Below are 16,637 nucleotides of genomic sequence, written 5' to 3' on the forward strand. Positions count from 1 at the left end.
CTGCGTCAGCGGTCGTCCGGCGGAAAGACAGGCGACGCGATCGCCCGCGCGTCCGTCTCGACCATGACCTCCTGAAGAAACGTCGTCTTAGGCACATAGCGGACACACGGCAGGTTGGACTCATCGTAAATTTCGAGCTTCACAAGAAAGTCGCCGCCGAAGTCGATGTAGACCGGACAGGTGGCTTCCAGCCACGTCCGCCGCGGGCGGACCCAGTCGTATTGGTGGTGGCCGCAATAGACCTCCTCGACATCAGCCTGGATGTCGCGAAGGCTGAAAATCCGCCCGAAACTCAGTGTCGCCTTTGTTACCGTCCGTTCGGGATAGTCACGCTGCGTCTCGGAAAGCCGGAAGAACAGCCCACCGGCCGCGCCTTGCATCGGCCGGGTGGCCTTCGCCCACACGATGTCCTGGGCGATCTCCGAACTCGGATGGGGCAGTCGATGATAGACTTCGAAGTTGCCGCGAAAACCTCGCCCGTCGATCACCCACACCAGGTTCTTGTAGAAGGCCTCGCGCGAAATACGCTCGGCGTCGGTCATCGCCGAATGTTGCACCTCAATGTAGATCCCCGTCGCGGTCATGATGTCGGCTCGGTGAATCTCGCCGCCGGGCGCGGTGTGGGAAATCTCCCGGCAGGCCTCGGGGAAGAGATTTTTCCATTCACGGTGCCACTCGGTTTCATTCTCCCACCACGGGTCGCAATTCCGCCGGCCGGCATGCGCCCAATGATGGAGGATGCGCGGCCCGCACTTGGCGATCATCGCCGCCCCGCAGGTCGGGCACTGCCCACGCCCGCCGGGGAAGGCTTCGAGCCGCTCTGAACCGACGAGTGCGAGTTGCATGATCTTGCTCCACCAGCTGCGGACCCCTCGGTTGTATCCGGATCAGCGATTGCATCGGATAGCGGGATCGGGGAGGCCGCGGCAACGCGGGCGGGAGAGATGCCCGTTGGTGATCGTAGGCGAGCCGCCTAGGCTCGGTTGCACCTTTGCCGTGCGGTCCTGACCCCGATCCGCTACGCACGTAGCGAATGGGAAGGGAGAAACGTGGCGCTGGCGCAAATCGGACAGGGAGATGAGGGCTGGTACGTCCGGGACGTGGGCCCCGGCCAAGGGCGGCAGCTATGGCGGTTTGTCGATGCGACCGCAATGCGCGCGGGCGTCACCAACCCCGAAGGGGGCGCGGGCACCTATTATGCTGCGGATCCGGGCGAGACGATCTGGGCGTGCCTGCGGCGCTCAACGCCCTGGCTCGACGGACTGGATGGTTCCGGCCCCTTTCAGCGGATGGTCCGTCGGCCTGGGGAATTTCACCCCCGTGTCGCACGCCCGCTCGCGTTGAGGGAGAAGGAAACGCTCTGGTTCCCCGACGATGCAAAGGAGCAGCGCTATATCACCAGCGCGCAGAACCAACTCGGATCCTTGATTGATGATCTAAGAGCGATCTGTCGCGTCGTGCAGCCCGCAGCCAGCACCCTGTCGGTTTATGGGCATGAAATCCGCAACCTCTTGATCCTGGCGGCGACCGAGGTCGAGATGCACTGGCGCGGCATTCTGACGGCCAACGGATCGACTGCAAAATTCAACACGAATGAATTCGTGAAGCTCGCCGCCCCTCTCGGTCTGCGGGATTACGCCGTTCACTTCCATCCTTGTCCAGACATTGCCCCGATCAGGCCCTTCGACGGCTGGGACGTCCTCGATCCAACAAATTCTCTCCCTTGGTTTGCGGCCTATCATGGCGTCAAGCACAACCGCGAACATGAGTTCGATCAGGCGAACCTGGCCAATGGATTTATGGCGGTCGCAGCTTGCGCGGTCATGATGGTCGCGCAGTTCGGGCAGGATGCGTTGACACGTGAACTTAAAGGTTTCCTGTCGGTCCAGCCGCCCGCCTGGCCAATCGAAGAGATGTATCTGATGCCCGAGGCGGAGGGCGACTGGTCTCCAATTCCCCTGCAACTCTCGGTGAAGCTGTGACCGGTAAATTCTCACCGTTCGTCGTCAAGGCGCTGGTCGACACCATCACGGGCGGGGCCGGCAACGACAATGCGCCCGCCATCGGAATCTATCGTTCTGGCCCCAAGATCGAGCAATTCTTCCTCGACTGCGGGCTGGACATGCGCATCGGCGTTGGCTCGCGCGTTCCAGCGACGACGGATTTTCTGCGCAAGACTGCAAACCATTACGACGGGAATGGCGATGCCCTTATCGCCCGGATCATCGAGCGGGTTTGTGATCCTCGTGATTACCTGGCGGAACCTGACAAAGCGATCGCCGTGCGCGAGCATCTCAACAAGGCGCTGGCTCCCGACGGCTTGGCCGTCGTCATCGTCGGCGGGAAAGCGCTTCTGACAGAACGCCGAGGGTCGGGCACGATCGTCGAGCCGTTCATCCAGAAAGTCGCGACCTTGGATTTCGACACCGTTCAGATGGAGATCGCCCGTGCTCTTCCCAATCTGGAAGATGATCCGGAGGATGCGGTGACGGCCGCGTGCTCGCTGATCGAAGCGGTTTGTCGCTCGATCCTCGTCGAGCTCAAATTGCCGCTTCCCGCCAAGAAGGACATCGATGGCCTTATCCGTGCGGTGCAGGAGCCGCTTGGGCTGTCGCCTGGTCGGTCAGACCTTCCGTCCGAGGTTGAAGCCGACGTTCGGCAAACCCTCAGCGGTTTGACATCCGTGGCCAAAGGCATCGGCGCACTGCGGACGCATGGTGGAGACGCCCACGGACGCGAGAAAGGCTTCCGCCGCATCGACGCGCGGATCGCCCGCCTTGCCCTCAACGCCGCAAGTTCGCTCGCCTTGTTCCTGATTGAGAGCTGGGAACGCAAGGAGCATCGGTCCCTGCCACAGCATGCTGGCGAGCCTTGATGCCTGAACAACCCTCCGCCACGTCCGAGCTCGAAGCGCTGCGCCCAGCGCGTAAGGATCGGGTGATCGACCTCGTGCGCGCCGCGGGTCTCGATGTGTCGGACTGGTCGAATAGCAGCCGGGGCGAGGCCGGGGCGGCCACCAATCCCAAATATTGCTACGAATGGGTCTTCGTCGAAGCCGGCAACGCCATTGTTCTCAACCTCTGGCACGTCCTACTGGCGGAAGACGCCGAAGGCCGCATCGTCCATCGCGGCAATTTTCGGGAGGATGCCGAGATCCAGTATGCGCGGGGTCGCGGCAACCCCTGGGGTCTGCGCGCCACACGTCTCGACGCGGCGCTCCAGGCCGCCCTTCGGGACGATCTTGCGGTCCGCGTCATCCTCAACGCCGGGGTTCGCCGGGATCGCGACGATCCCGATGCTGAAGCCTCAAAGGTGGAGCTGCGAACCCTCGACCCGGAGCCGTGGTCGATCGGCGCCTATGACGCGGCGACCGGCAAGCATCTGCTTATACGCGGCGCGGCGCCGCCGGCCTTCGTCGATCAATTCTCGATCGATTCGGATCCCGGCGGCGCGTCGGTGCGGAGCGAGCAGACCGGGTCCGTTTTCGTCCGTAATCCCAAGGTCCGCGAGGCGGTGCTCAAGCGCTCCTGCGGTCGCTGCGAGCACTGCGATGAACCTGGCTTTCGTCGAGCAGACGGCGCCATCTATCTTGAGACGCATCACATCGTGCCGCTGCACGAGGGCGGCCCAGACCTCATCGGCAATGTCATTGCACTGTGCCCGAACGATCATCGCGAAGCACACTATGGCGAGGCGGCCGCCGCGCTCCGCCTCCGCTTCATCGCCATTGTTGCTGTGGCCTGACCAGCGCGGGAATGCCTCAGCAATTCCCGTTCCGAACTGTCGTTCGGATGAAACTGGAATCTCAAGTGTTGCTTGGTATCTGCCGTGCCTGGGATTCGCTGCGAGCGATCGCCTCGCCCCAATATTGGTTGCACCGTACGTTATCGGAAGTCGCGCGGTTTGATCTTGATGCCTTCTGTCGGCTGCCCTGGAACGATACCAGACCCAAGGGGGAGATCCGGAATGAAGATATCCCGCGGTGACCTGCCAAGCGGCGACGCGCCGAGGTCGCGTGGGTCCGGGCGCATCGGGCTTTTGACTACATCGGCACGACTGACGCGGTAGACTTCGGAAACGTCGACACGATGGCCGACGCTGGCGAGAAGGGGCGACAGGTCATCGAGGCGCTGGGCAATGAGGTGAATGACCTCGCCCTCACGCTGGACCTGCCCTCGCACGCCCATCATCGAGGCGCCGAGCACCGTGCGACGGTTCTTTTCGAACACATTGGTCCAAACGACGAGGTTGGCGACATTCGTCTCGTCCTCCAGCGTGATGAACATGACACCCTTCGCCGACCCGGGTTTTTGACGCACCAGCACGATGCCGGCCAGCTCGATCCAGCGTCCGTCCTTGACGGTCTGGAGCTGCTCGCAGGTGATCATCTTTCGCGCCTTCAGCTCATCGCGAAGGAACGCAAGCGGGTGCGCACGCAGTGACAGCCCGGACGCGCGGTAATCCTCCACGACCTCGGCTCCCTCGCCCATTGGTGCCAACAGCACGGTCGGTTCGATTGCCTCCTGCCGAAGCTTGCCATCGCGCTCGTCAGCAGCTGCGAACAGGGGCAGGGCGGCGTTGCCGAGCCCTTTCACGTCCCACAAGCCCGAACGACGGCTGAGCGCCAGTGAACCGAACCCATCCGCCTCGCCGATGCGATCAAGCGCCCCACGACCAACGCGGGCCCGGCGCTGGATTTCTTCAACGTTGGAATAGAGCTGTTTTCCGCGTGCCGTGACGATGGCCGCGCCGTCCGCATTGGCCAGATCGCGCACCATACGGAGGCCAAGCCGCACGGCCTTGTAACGACCGGCTGCCTCCTCGAGCGTGCAATCCCATCGGCTGTGGTTCACGTCGATCGGCCGGATCTCGACGCCATGCTGGCGCGCATCGCGCACGATCTGCGCCGGTGCGTAGAAGCCCATCGGCTGCGCATTGAGTAGCGCTGCGCAAAACGCGTCGGGATGATGGCACTTCACCCAGGACGAGGCATAGGCGATCAGCGCGAAGCTGGCGGCGTGGCTTTCAGGGAAGCCGTAGGACCCAAATCCCTCGATCTGCTTGAACGTCTTCTCGGCGAACTCACGGTCGTAGCCCCTCGCAACCATGCCATCGATCAGCTTGTCGCGGAAATGCGACACGCCGCCTGTCAGCTTGAAAGTGGCCATCGCTCGCCGAAGTAGGTCGGCCTCGCTCGCCGTGAAGCCGGCGCACTCGATGGCGACCCGCATGGCTTGTTCCTGGAACAGCGGCACACCGAGCGTCTTCTCCAGGACCCGTCGCAGTTCCTCGGTCGGATAGGTCACCGCCTCCTCGCCGTTGCGGCGACGCCGATAGGGGTGAACCATATCCCCCTGAATCGGCCCGGGCCGCACGATCGCGACCTGGATGACCAGGTCGTAGAATGTCTTCGGCGCCATCAGCGGGATCGACGCCATCTGCGCCCTGGATTCGATTTGGAAGACGCCAAGAGTGTCCGCCTTGCGAATCATCGCATAGGTCGCGGGGTCTTCCGCCGGGATCGTGGCGAGGTCGTGTTTGATCCCTTTGTCATTCTCCAGAAACTCGAACGCCCTGCGCATGCAGCTCAACATGCCAAGCGCCAACACATCGACCTTCATGAAGCCTAAAAGATCGATGTCATCTTTGTCCCACTCGATCACCTGGCGGTCTTCCATTGCCGCAGGCTCGATCGGAACAAGCTCGTCCAGCCGGTCGCGCGTCAGGACAAAGCCGCCAGGGTGTTGCGAAAGATGGCGCGGGGTGTTGATGAGCTGCCGCGCCAGTTCCAGCGTCAGCATCAGCCGCTTGTCGCTAAGATCCATGTTGAGCTCGGCCGCATGCTTTTCCTCGACGCCTTCCCGGCTCCACCCCCACACCGCACCGGATAGCCCTGCGGTCATGTCTTCTGAAAGCCCCAGTGCCTTGCCTACCTCGCGGACCGCACCGCGCGCGCGGTATCGCGTCACCACCGCGGTCAGAGCGCTGCGGTCACGACCATAGGTTTCGTAGATCCACTGGATCACTTCCTCACGCCGCTCATGCTCAAAATCGACATCGATATCGGGCGGCTCCCTGCGCTCCGCGCTGACGAAGCGCTCAAACAGCAGCTCGGAGCGCACGGGGTCGATCGAGGTGATGCCGAGGACGTAGCAAACGGCGCTGTTGGCGGCCGAGCCGCGCCCCTGACACAGGATTTCGCGCCGGCGCGCCTCCATCACGATCGAGTGCACGGTCAGGAAGTAAGGCGCATAATCGAGATCCGCGATCAGTCGCAGCTCATGCTCGAGCTGCGACCGCACCTTGGCATCCAGGCCTTCAGGATAGCGCTCGGGGGCCTTCTCCCACGTCAGCCGCGCAAGCTCCTCTTGCGGCGTGCGACCCGGGACCTGGATTTCGTCCGGATACTGGTATTTGAGCTCCTCAAGGCTGAACGTGCATCGGGCCGCCAACTCCACCGTACGGGCGACCGGGCTCACATCCTTCAGATAGCGTCGGAAAAGGCGCTCCATCTCCGCTGCTGTTTTCAAATGGCGGTCGGCAAAGCGCTCACGGCGCTCGCCCAGATCATCGACCGTGCATTTCTCGCGGATACAGGTGACGACATCCTGCAGAAGTCTGCGGTCGGGTGCATGATAGAGGACGTCGTTGGTAGCGATCGTCGGCACCCGCGCTGCGGCAGCCATGGCGGCAAGATCGCGAAGCCGGATCGCGTCGCGTGGGCGCCGGCGGATCGACAGTGCCGCATAGCAGCGATTTCCAAAGATGCGGCGCATGCGAGCAAGCGCGGTCTCGGTCGTGGCATCGGCGCCATCGGGTACGAGGAGCGCGATCAAGCCATCGTGCCATTCTTCGAGGTCCGACCAGTCCAGATGACAGGCGCCTTTGCCTGCGCGTCCCTTGCCGACGCTCAAGAGTCTGCACATGCGACCATAGGCCGCCTTATCGGTGGGATAGACGAGCAGTGCCGTGCCGTCAGTGAGATCCAATCGACAGCCCACTATCGAACGCACGCCGGTCGTCTTTTCCGCGTCCCAGGCACGTACAATCCCTGCAACCGAATGCCGATCGACAATGCCAAGGGCCGGCAGCCCAAGGAGCGCGGCTGCGGCAAAAAGCTCCTCTGGACTGGAGGCTCCGCGCAGAAAGCTGAAATGGGTCGTGACCTGCAGCTCCACGTAGCCGCTAGCGGCGGTCACGCGAACGCTCCATGGATGAACCAGCGCATCGGCCCTGTGACCGGATTCTCCCCGTCGCCTGCGCGAAAGAGCCAATAGCGGCCGCCGGTTTCGGTCTCGACCTGATAATAGTCGCGCACCGTATAGGGCTGCTCGCCTTCAACGCCGTGATCGCGCCACCACTCGCCATATAGGCGCTCGGGTCCATCGCCTTGGGTAACGCGGTATCGCCTTCGCCGCCAGATGAACAAGCGAGGTGCCTCGTCGGGGAGCAGGGCAACCACATCGATCGGTTCCGGCCGATCCAGCATGCGCGCCGGTCGAGGCAGGTCGCCTGCCCAAGCTATGCCGCTGGAACTGGCCAACGCCGCGAACCGCGCCACGGAGCGTTCAGGCATTGCGCTTGGCTGAGGCCCCGCGCGGTGAAGGTGCCTCTGGCCGAAGCGATTAGCGAGCGCATCGACCAGCGCGGCAATGTCCGGACCCTTGCGACCGGAACCTGCCAGGCCGTCGCTTTGCGAAGCGCTCATCGCTTCGGCAAGCGGCGTCACGAGCGTCATTGCTTCTATGCCCAGCCCTGGTTCGATCGTCTCAATCTTCGCGCACAGCAGCTTGGTCAGATGCGCGTGATCGCGCGACGGAGCGGCCGTTCCGACCCGAATTGCCTGCCGGTGCCCATCGACGCGAGCGAAATGACAATCGAGCCGACGAGCTCCTTTGCCCAACGCGGTCAACTGGACCACGATGTCGGCGACTAGATCGCCGATCACCCTTGCGAATGCCTCTGGCGTGGCGATCGGCTCCATCAGGCCACGGCGGGCCCGAGGCAGATGGTCCGGGAAGATCGGATCGATAGGCTCGGGTATCTGGCCCAGCGCCTGATCGAGCCGACGATAGAGTTGGCGTCCGAAGCGCTTGGCGAGGGGCGCCCGCGGCGCACCAACGAGTTGTTCAATCCGCTCGAACCCGAGCTTTCGGAGGCCTTCCACGTCTCGCGCATCCAGGCGCAGCGCAGCGATCGGTAGCAGCGCCATCGCTTTGCGGTGGTCGCCGGGAGCAATTGTCACGGGGCGGCCAGCGGGAACCTGGCGGGCCACCGCATGCGCACATCCCGCCGTGTCCGCGACCGCCAGCTGCAACGAGAGACCAAAACCAGCGACCCGCCCGTGCAGATCCTTCAGAAGCGCCTGCTCGGACCCGAAAAGGGGGGCGCAACCCGTAATGTCCAGCCAGATGCCATCTGGCACATCGGGCGCAACGACGGGGCTGTACCGCTGCCCGGCCCAAAGCGCGAGACGCCGCAACCCTTGAAGGTCGGCTTCCGGCTCCGCGTCGATGACCAGAAGCTCTGGCGCGAAACTGCGTGCCTTGGTGATAGTCATACCTGGTACGATCCCGAGTGTCCGTGCTTGCCCGTCAACGGACGCCACCACCCGTCTCCCATGGTCCGGGATCGCCGTGACCATCGGTGCAGGTGCCGCGTCAGGCCGCGAACTGGCGTTCTTCCTGCGCAGCCGGTCGGTCGACCAGTGCGGCAGGAAGAGCGATACGACCCGTCGCATCGCAGCCCTCCACAATCCAGCTGTGCGGATTTCCGCCGCGCACGCGTTCCAGCTCAACCCGCCAGCGTGGTCGCCCGAGGCTCGGAATACCAAGGTCCTCACTGGGGTGAGCTGTCACGCGCCAGCGCGTCACCGCAGCCGTTCCCTCTACGGCCTGCTCAACCCTCGAGGCGCGTCGGAAGACGAAGGCGGCTACGCCCGAACCCTCTGCCGCGAGCTGCAGGCGTTTGGAGGCAGTCGTCGAATATTTCGCGACTTCGCCAACCACCCCGGCAAGGCCTGGTTGGCGCAAACATTCCTCCATCGCGAGGAGCACGTTGGTGTCGCTGCCGGCCTCGACATGGATCACCCGGTCCGGATGCAGTCCAGCCAGGTGAAGGGCAGGGGCAAAGAGGTCACGCCAGCGCAGACACCAGAAGACCGGACCCTCGACACGCGCTAGAATGCCCGCAAGGAACACCGTTGCGCTAGCCTCGTCGGCCAGATCGGTACTGCCGGCGATCTCATGCAGCGCGCCTGTGGCTATGCCACCGCCTGGCAGGCGACAATCAATGCTCTCAATCCCGAACGGAATGGCGTCGTGTCGCCCATCAGCGCACTCGATCTGCGCGATGCGCGCACGTAGATCATCAAGGACGGCTGACTCGCGCATAGCATCACAGAGACTCGGAAGGCGGTTGATTCGTTCCCTCTTTGTTCTGATGAGGGCGCGCCAGAGTCAAGCGCGATGGAGATCGCCTCTCGCGCCGTCGCCGCAACGACCGGCAAAAAGGGACACATCTCCGACGCGAAAAAATTGGTGGAGGTCTCTTGGATAGCGGCCGACGTTGGAATCCGGCAGATTGCTCCGATGAACGATCTCAATGGCAAGTCTATCGCGGAGATGCTCGCGCTCCATGCCGCAATCAACGAGGAACTACGATCGCGCAACGTCTTGCGGTCTGCCAACAATCCGACCGGAGACCTGGCCGAATATCTCTTTTGCGCAGCTTTCGGTTGGGAGCAGGAGGCCAATTCGAAGAAGGGCTTCGACGCGGCGGACTCGGACGGCGTCCGCTATCAGATCAAGGGCCGGCGGCTGCACAGGCGCAACAAGTCGCGTCAGATGTCGGCGATCCGGTCGACGGACGGTTTCGATATATTGGCCGGCGTTCTCTTCAACGACGACTTCTGCGTCATTCGCGCGGCGCTGATCCCTGCAAGCGTGGTGTTCGAGCGAACGAGCTTCGTCGATTATACGAAGAGCCATAAATTCTACCTTCGCGATGATGTGTGGGATGCACCAGGCGTCAGCGACGTTACCGAGCGCCTCCGGGCCGTCGAGCAGGCCTAGATACCAACTGCGGCTGACCTGCGGTGGCCGCGCGAGCGGCCAAGCGGGCAAGAAGTGTCACAGCAGAAAAAACTGACGAAAGACGCACGAACGGGATTCACATTGCCGCAAGCGATGCTAAGATTCATCTTATGTTCCACCAAGCCGACCTTTTCGATGCCGTTGAAGTCGGTCAGGGAGCGCCTGCCAAGCCCCTGAATTTGCCGGCGCTGATCGAACGGATCGCGGATTTCTCGCCACGACCGCGCTATGCGTTCATGGTCCTCAACCTGATTGCCAAAGCCGCCGGGGGGAACAGCGGTTCAGCGGGCCCCTATGTCGATACCGAAGACGAGGTTCGCGTACCGCTCCGCGACTGGTTGTGCGATTCACTGGTTCCGATGGCAAAGCGTGATGCCCGTCGCCTGATCATCGTCGAAGAGGTCAAAGCTTCGCTTGCTGCGCAGGATGCCTTGCCAGACGACGCCGAGCAGGCCGCAAGGGCGATCGACAATGAGGTCCGTGAACGGGTCCGGCGCTCAGGCCGGTGCAACGTCAGCCGCGCCGTTTCTGATCTCGTGCGCGCCGGTCTGGTCCGACGACACTACCAGGGCTACCGCGTGGACCACCACAATCGTGGCGCTCAGCGCGAGGCGGTGTACACCATCACCGAAGCAGCGGCTCGGGCCCTTTGGTCTCAAAAAGCCTCATAACCACGCCGGGACCATAGATCATTTCACCATTCTGCGACTTTCAACGGTTTGTTGAAAAGCATGTTTCAGTGAAATAATTTGCAATTTCAGCCGAATCATGATTTCAACGGTTCGGTGAAAGACGCAATGGACACCGAACGACGGGCGGCAGAAGCGCTCAAGGCCTTCCTGGGCTCGATCCCCCAATTTGCCCTTGGCCAGATGACGATGATCGGCAAGCCAGGCGAGGCTGATCGCGGCGTAGACATCGTCGCGGAAACCGAGTTCGCCGGCCGACCGCTCAAGATCGTGGTCGAGGTCAAAGGCAACGGGCAACCCCGGATAGCGCACCAAGTGGCCTACCAGCTCAAACGCTATCTCGATCAGACCGGCCAAGAGGGGGTGCCGATGTTCATCGCGCCCTATTTATCCGAACAGGCGCAGGCGGCATGTCGCGAGGAAGACATCGCCTACCTCGATTTTCAGGGCAACGCGCGCCTCGTTGTCGATACCATCTTCATCGAGCGCAAGGTCGAGGGGAAACCCGATCCCGAACGACGTTCCCTGCGCACCCTGTTCAAGCCAAAGTCGACCCGGATCTTGCGCGTACTGCTGAACGAGCCGCATCGGCCCTGGCGCGTGACCGAGCTTGCTGAAGAAGCCAAGGTCAGCCTCGGGTTGGTCAGCACGATCGGCACCGCCCTGCGCGAACGCGAATGGGCCGATCAGACCGAACAGGGGCTGCGGCTCGTCGATCCTTCCGGTCTGCTGGACGAATGGGCCCGCAACTATGAGCCGCCCAGAGGGGAGGAGGTCCGCCTCTATACCCACCTCCATGGCAAAGCCCTGACGGAGCGCCTGCGTGATTTAGCGACCGAGCAGGGAAGGGTGGCGCTGGCCTCGTTCAGCGCGGCCGATTGGTACGCGCCCTTCGTTCGCCAAGGCACCAGCTATTTCTACGCTGACGAGAAGGGCCTTGGCGCCTTGCAAACAATCTTAAATCTGACTGCACCCGCAAAGGGTGCGAACATTGTCGTGCGCGTCCCCGATGAAGATGGCGTGCTCGACGACGCGCGGGCCGTCGCACCGGGGGTCATCGCGACGAGCCCGGTTCAAACCTATCTCGATCTCATGGCGGGCGGCGAGCGCGGCGTCGAAGGGGCAGAACATCTGAAGGACAAGCTTTTGCGGTGGCCTTCATGAACGACGAACCGCAATCGGCCACAGATTATGACGACCGCACCAGCGCCGCTGTGAAGTCGGTGCTCGTTGAGATCGGCCAGACGCTGGGCAGCTTTCGTGGGAAGTTCGCGGTTATCGGCGGCGCCGTGCCTTGGCTGCTGCTCGAGGACAGCGAGATGCGCCACGTCGGCACCCTCGACATCGATCTCAGTCTCGACGCGCAGGCCTTGGCCGCCGGCGAGGAGTATGTCGCTCTCGTCGATGCCCTCCACGAACAGGGGTACGCACCCCGCGACACGCTCAAATATTTCCAGATGGTCCGGACGGTCCAGCCGAAGGACGATGGACCGCCGATTGATGTGATCGTCGATTTCCTGCGGCCCTATGACGCCGTGCTGGAAAAGAACCGGCCGCCGCTCACCACCGAATTCGCGACCCAGCGTGCGTCGGGCGCGGAGCTTGCCATTCACTTCCACGAGCTCGTCGCGATCGAAGGCGATATGCCCAAGGGCGGGACCAACAAGGTGATGATCGCTGTCGCCTCGATTCCGGCGCTTCTCGCCATGAAAGGCTTCGCGCTCGACGGACGGTACAAGCAGAAAGACGCCTACGACGTCTATTACTCGATCCGGAATTATCCCGGCGGGATCGATGCGCTTGCGGACGATTGCCGCCCGCTGTTGGAGCATCAGAGTGGCCGGGACGGCTTCGCGCATGTCGTGGCGAAATTCGACGATCCGGACGGCTACGGGCCGACGTGCGTGCGCAATTTCGTCGAAGGCTCCGATATCCTGGACGGCCGAACGCCGGACGAGTGGCAGCAGGATGCCTTTGGTCAGGTCGATGCCTGGGCCCGTGCGATGGGATTGCGATGACACACCGATCTGCGAAGCCACAATGAAGCTCATTCACACAGCGGACTGGCAGCTCGGAAAGCCGTATGGCCGGTTTGAGCCGGAGGTACGCGCCGCGCTGTCCGAGGCACGCTTCGACGCCATTGATGCAATTGGCAAGGAGGCAGCTCTCCACGGCGCGGCTCACGTTCTGGTCGCCGGCGACGTCTTCGACACCGAGGGACCAGAAGACCGCACGATCGTTCAGGCGATCTCTCGAATGGAGCGCCATGCATGCCGGTGGTGGCTCTTGCCCGGCAATCACGACTTTGCGCGCAATGGTGGCCTCTGGGACCGCGTGCGTCACCGCGCTGGTAACGGCATTACCGTCTTGGCAGAAGCGCAGCCTCACGAGATCGAGCCGGGAATCTGGCTCCTGCCGGCGCCCCTTACGCATCGCCACAATCTCGATGATCCTACCGAGCTCTTCGACAGCATGGAGACACCCGGCAGTCGCATTCGCATTGGCCTCGCGCACGGATCGATCCGTGACTTCGGCACCCAAGGCGAAACCAAGAACCAGATCGCGCCCGACCGGGCCCGTCGCTCCTCGCTCGATTATCTTGCGCTTGGAGACTGGCACGGGACGCTCAATATCGACGCGCGCACCTGGTACGCCGGCACACCCGAAACTGATCGCTTCCAGCGCGACGAGCCCGGCCACGTGCTGCTCGTCGATATAGCCGAAGGCGGCGACCCGTCGGTCACCCCGATCCGCACGGGGCGTTTCCAGTGGATCAGGCGAAGCTGGACGGTGAACGACCAAGCCGGTTTCGATGCCGAGTGCGATCAATTGCTGGGATCCATTGATCCCCCGTCCACCCTCCTCGAACTGTCGCTGGCCGGAATCACCAGCCTTACGGATCGGGTCGGGATGCTGGGCAGGCTGGAAAATGATGTCGGGCACCGGGTCCGTTATCTCGACGTTCGGTCTGACGACCTTGTCGGCCGCCCGAGCGAAGACGACCTCGCAAGCCTTTCGGTAGAGGGCATGCTCGGCGTCGCGGCGGCGAAGCTGTCCGCCTCGATCGAAACGGGCGGTGCCGACGCTTTGATCGCGAAGCGTGCCCTGGAGCGCCTCTTCGTCGAATATAGCCGGGAGGACAGGGCATGAGCCTGTACCTGCGTCGTATCGCCGTCGATGGCTTCCGCAAGTTTCGGGAGCCAATGGCGATCGAGGGGCTGACCGACGGTCTCAATATCGTCATCGAACCCAACGAAACCGGTAAGTCGACATTGCTTGAGGCGCTTCGCGCGGCGTTTTTCGTTCGCCACGGCACGAAGAACCAGCTTGCCCAATCGTTCGCGCCTTATGGCGAAGCTGTCGGACCGGAGATTCAGGTTTCGTTCGACGCCGATGGCGCGCCATGGACGGTGACCAAGCGCTTCCTGCGTGGCGCGTCGATCGAGGTCACCGGTCCACAGGGCAAGGCACAGGGCGAAGAAGCGGAAGCCCGCCTGCACACGCTGCTGGGGTCAGTACGCGATACCAGCCAGAAGGGCGATGCCGGCACATACGGCGCGCTCGGACTTCTTTGGGTCGCACAAGCTGAGGCGCTCGCGGTCACCGGGCCAGGACAGATCGTGCGGGACACGGTCCGCTCGACGCTTGAAGCGGAAGTCGGCTCAATCATGGGCGGCCCCGCCTACACGCGCGTCCGATCCAGGATCGACGAGCAATATGGGCGGTACTGGTCCCCCACCGGACAAAAACGCGGGCGACAGAATGAAGCACGCGAGCGTGTCGAGCAGGCGGAAGCGGCCGCGCGCGACGCCGCTGAACGTCTGGCTGGGCTTGAAAGGACGTTCGCCGAGCTCGAAATTGCGCGGGCCCGGCTCAAGGTCGTTCACCGCGAGATCGCGGACGACACAGATGTGCAAACGCGGAAGGATCTCGCCGCCTCTCTCGAGACAGCTCGCGCGGCCGCCCAAATCCTCGCAACGCGGCGGGCCGAGCATGAGGCCATCAGCGCGAAGGCCCGTAGCTTGGAAGACCTTGTCGATCGTCATCGCAAGGCGACGGACGATCGGAACAGCGCCGAACTCGCGCTGGCCGATGCGCGCATACGCCGCGCCGAAATTCTCGATGGCTTGGCAACGGCGAAGCAACGTCTTGCCGAGACACGCAGCGCACTGGAGGCTGCGCGCACGGCCCGCCAGGAGGCTCGCCGTGCTCTCAGCACGGGCGAGGACGTTTTGCGCGCCTCGCGTCGCCGTAGTGCCGTAGACGCGGCACACGCGCGTCATACCGAACTCATCGACCTTGAGCGGCTTCAGGGAGAGGCTGCGGCTCTTGCCACGACGATCATTTCCACCAAAGCCATGGAAGCGCTTGAGACAAACGAGCGGCTCGTAGCTGAAGCGCGCGCGTTGCGGGCCGCAGGCGCCACGCGGATTGCCCTGGTGGGCGATGCAGCCGGCGTATCGATAGATGGCGAGCCGATGGCGCTCGGCGAACGCGCTCTTACAGGCGAGACTCGCGTTCGGTTCGGGAGTGCCGAGCTGGTCATCACGCCGCCGGCAGGCGCGGCGAGCGCCGAAGGAGCTTTGGCTTCAGCGCTGGAGCGCCAGAGGTCCGCTCTGTTAGAGTTGGAAGTTGAGAGCCTGTCGGCAGCACGCGCACGGAACGACGCCGCGCGCGACGCCGCGAGTGAGCTGCGCACTATCGCTGCGCGCATTGCGGCTGTCACCGCTTCGGATGACATTATCGAGCTCGCTGCCGGTCCAGAGGCGCTAAAGCTCTTTGTCGTCGGACTGATCGACGAGACAGCCATCGTGGAAGCCGATATTCCGGATATCGCTTTGCTTACCGCAAACTTGGAAGCGGCTGATACGACTCTTGCACGGGCCGAAGGTGCCCAGGAGAGCGCTGTCGAAGCCCTGCGCCGTGTTGAACAAGAGGACGCGCCGCTGGCCAGCGCGGAAGCGGGTGCTGCCAGCACTCTCACCAACGCCGGCACCCAGATCGAGACGATTGAAAGCCGTCCTGAATTCCCGACGCTCGCGGTGGACCTGGCTCGTGCCCGTGAGCAGACCGCCGAGGCAGCTGTGAAGCTGGAGGAGGCCGCGCGCGACGCTACGGCGCACGACCCTGCGGTGATCACGCGGAAGATCGAGACAATCGATGCGCGGACAAAGGCGGCGGGGGAGGCACGCACCAAGCTCGAGATGGACGAGGCGCGACTGGAGGGGACGATTGAGAGTGAGGGCGGCAAAGGTCTCGCCGATCGGGAGGCGGGTGCTCGCGAAGAGGCGGAGGCGGCACGCGCGGCTCTGCAGCGGATCACCGAGGAGGCCGATACGCTCAAACTGCTGCGCGATACGCTTGACGAAGCGCGCGATGAGACCTCAGCCAAGTTCGTCGGACCGGTCGCAAAGCGCGCAAAGCGGCACATCGAGCGTCTTTTGCCGGGCTGCGACCTCAGTTTTTCAGAGGATCTCACCCTCGAAGCTGTGGTGCGCGGCGGGATCAGCGAAGGGTGCAGCGATCTGTCGCGCGGCACACAGGAGCAGCTAGCGGTACTGACGCGGATCGCGTTTGCAGATATGCTTCTCGACCAGGGGCGGCCGGTATCGTTGATCCTGGACGATCCACTCGTCTATGCCGACGATGCCCGGCTCGATCTGATGGTCGAAATACTGAGCGAGGTGGCCGAGCGGATGCAGGTCATTGTGCTGACCTGCCGCGATCGGACGTTCCGCCATGTCGCTGCTAATAGGATCAGCCTTTCTTCCGCCATGCTGAATGACCGCCTCAATGCGCCTGCTGCTTGAACTCTCCTTGACCGGTTGGGACCAGCAGCCCACGCTCAACATAG

13 protein-coding genes are annotated in these 16,637 nt (G+C 63.2%); 9 read left to right on the forward strand and 4 right to left on the reverse strand.

The features are described 5' to 3' along the window. Positions 1-5 precede the first annotated feature (5 nt). On the reverse strand, positions 6-845 hold the full coding sequence (locus H4W01_RS19065) for a competence protein CoiA (RefSeq protein WP_126849296.1): 840 nt from the start codon (positions 843-845) through the stop codon (positions 6-8). Positions 846-1,049: 204 nt separating this feature from the next. On the opposite strand from H4W01_RS19065, the gene H4W01_RS19070 reads away from it, so the two are divergent. From H4W01_RS19070 to H4W01_RS19080, 3 genes are read left to right on the forward strand one after another with little or no spacing between them, the layout of a single operon-like run. Beyond that, positions 1,050-1,982, forward strand: a complete 933-nt coding sequence (locus H4W01_RS19070) for a hypothetical protein (RefSeq protein WP_126849297.1) — start codon at positions 1,050-1,052, stop codon at positions 1,980-1,982. Continuing rightward, the gene (locus H4W01_RS19075) at positions 1,979-2,875 is read left to right on the forward strand and encodes an abortive infection family protein (protein WP_126849298.1); all 897 of its coding nucleotides are present in this window, start codon (positions 1,979-1,981) and stop codon (positions 2,873-2,875) included. The genes H4W01_RS19070 and H4W01_RS19075 overlap by 4 nt, the downstream gene beginning before the upstream one ends. Then, on the forward strand, positions 2,875-3,744 hold the full coding sequence (locus H4W01_RS19080) for an HNH endonuclease (RefSeq protein WP_126849299.1): 870 nt from the start codon (positions 2,875-2,877) through the stop codon (positions 3,742-3,744). The genes H4W01_RS19075 and H4W01_RS19080 overlap by 1 nt, the downstream gene beginning before the upstream one ends. Before the next feature lie 140 nt (positions 3,745-3,884). On the opposite strand, the gene H4W01_RS19085 is transcribed toward H4W01_RS19080, so the two are convergent. The 3 genes from H4W01_RS19085 to H4W01_RS19095 are packed head-to-tail and all read right to left on the reverse strand — an operon-like array spanning position 3,885 to position 9,392. After that, positions 3,885-7,199 (reverse strand): error-prone DNA polymerase, encoded by a 3,315-nt coding sequence (locus H4W01_RS19085; RefSeq protein WP_209612854.1) that lies wholly within the window; start codon positions 7,197-7,199, stop codon positions 3,885-3,887. Continuing rightward, the gene (locus H4W01_RS19090; protein ID WP_126849301.1) at positions 7,196-8,740 is read right to left on the reverse strand and encodes a DUF6504 family protein; all 1,545 of its coding nucleotides are present in this window, start codon (positions 8,738-8,740) and stop codon (positions 7,196-7,198) included. The genes H4W01_RS19085 and H4W01_RS19090 overlap by 4 nt, the downstream gene beginning before the upstream one ends. Next, complete coding sequence (locus tag H4W01_RS19095; protein WP_126849302.1) at positions 8,661-9,392, reverse strand: ImuA family protein; 732 nt, start codon at positions 9,390-9,392, stop codon at positions 8,661-8,663. The genes H4W01_RS19090 and H4W01_RS19095 overlap by 80 nt, the downstream gene beginning before the upstream one ends. 75 nt (positions 9,393-9,467) lie before the next feature. Here H4W01_RS19095 and H4W01_RS19100 point away from each other — a divergent pair, with 75 nt between their 5' ends. The 6 genes from H4W01_RS19100 to H4W01_RS19125 all read left to right on the forward strand — a co-directional run bounded on the left by H4W01_RS19100 (position 9,468) and on the right by H4W01_RS19125 (position 16,593). Then, complete coding sequence (locus H4W01_RS19100) at positions 9,468-10,073, forward strand: hypothetical protein (protein ID WP_334685360.1); 606 nt, start codon at positions 9,468-9,470, stop codon at positions 10,071-10,073. 131 nt (positions 10,074-10,204) lie between these two features. Continuing rightward, complete coding sequence (locus H4W01_RS19105) at positions 10,205-10,765, forward strand: hypothetical protein (protein WP_126849304.1); 561 nt, start codon at positions 10,205-10,207, stop codon at positions 10,763-10,765. A gap of 126 nt (positions 10,766-10,891) precedes the next feature. Then, entirely contained in the window at positions 10,892-11,947 is a 1,056-nt protein-coding gene (locus tag H4W01_RS19110) for a type IV toxin-antitoxin system AbiEi family antitoxin (protein ID WP_260591670.1), read from the forward strand. Further along, the gene (locus tag H4W01_RS19115; protein ID WP_126849306.1) at positions 11,944-12,801 is read left to right on the forward strand and encodes a nucleotidyl transferase AbiEii/AbiGii toxin family protein; all 858 of its coding nucleotides are present in this window, start codon (positions 11,944-11,946) and stop codon (positions 12,799-12,801) included. Before H4W01_RS19110 ends, H4W01_RS19115 begins: the two co-directional genes overlap by 4 nt. 22 nt (positions 12,802-12,823) lie before the next feature. Next, positions 12,824-13,933 (forward strand): metallophosphoesterase family protein, encoded by a 1,110-nt coding sequence (locus H4W01_RS19120; RefSeq protein WP_126849307.1) that lies wholly within the window; start codon positions 12,824-12,826, stop codon positions 13,931-13,933. Continuing rightward, on the forward strand, positions 13,930-16,593 hold the full coding sequence (locus tag H4W01_RS19125; protein ID WP_126849308.1) for an AAA family ATPase: 2,664 nt from the start codon (positions 13,930-13,932) through the stop codon (positions 16,591-16,593). The genes H4W01_RS19120 and H4W01_RS19125 overlap by 4 nt, the downstream gene beginning before the upstream one ends. Positions 16,594-16,637: the final 44 nt, after the last annotated feature.

The organism is Sphingomonas sp. PL20, assembly GCF_017875905.1.
In the GTDB taxonomy this organism is placed as follows: Bacteria; Pseudomonadota; Alphaproteobacteria; order Sphingomonadales; family Sphingomonadaceae; genus Sphingomonas; species Sphingomonas echinoides.

Excerpts from the sequence above, each read along its gene's own strand:
- H4W01_RS19120 (WP_126849307.1), top strand. The coding sequence starts at position 12,824 with ATGAAGCTCATTCACACAGCGGACTGGCAGCTCGGAAAGCCGTATGGC.
- H4W01_RS19090 (WP_126849301.1), bottom strand. The coding sequence starts at position 8,740 with ATGCGACGGGTCGTATCGCTCTTCCTGCCGCACTGGTCGACCGACCGG.
- H4W01_RS19100 (WP_334685360.1), top strand. The coding sequence starts at position 9,468 with ATGGAGATCGCCTCTCGCGCCGTCGCCGCAACGACCGGCAAAAAGGGA.
- H4W01_RS19095 (WP_126849302.1), bottom strand. The coding sequence starts at position 9,392 with ATGCGCGAGTCAGCCGTCCTTGATGATCTACGTGCGCGCATCGCGCAG.
- H4W01_RS19080 (WP_126849299.1), top strand. The coding sequence starts at position 2,875 with ATGCCTGAACAACCCTCCGCCACGTCCGAGCTCGAAGCGCTGCGCCCA.
- H4W01_RS19110 (WP_260591670.1), top strand. The coding sequence starts at position 10,892 with ATGGACACCGAACGACGGGCGGCAGAAGCGCTCAAGGCCTTCCTGGGC.
- H4W01_RS19125 (WP_126849308.1), top strand. The coding sequence starts at position 13,930 with ATGAGCCTGTACCTGCGTCGTATCGCCGTCGATGGCTTCCGCAAGTTT.
- H4W01_RS19105 (WP_126849304.1), top strand. The coding sequence starts at position 10,205 with ATGTTCCACCAAGCCGACCTTTTCGATGCCGTTGAAGTCGGTCAGGGA.
- H4W01_RS19115 (WP_126849306.1), top strand. The coding sequence starts at position 11,944 with ATGAACGACGAACCGCAATCGGCCACAGATTATGACGACCGCACCAGC.
- H4W01_RS19065 (WP_126849296.1), bottom strand. The coding sequence starts at position 845 with ATGCAACTCGCACTCGTCGGTTCAGAGCGGCTCGAAGCCTTCCCCGGC.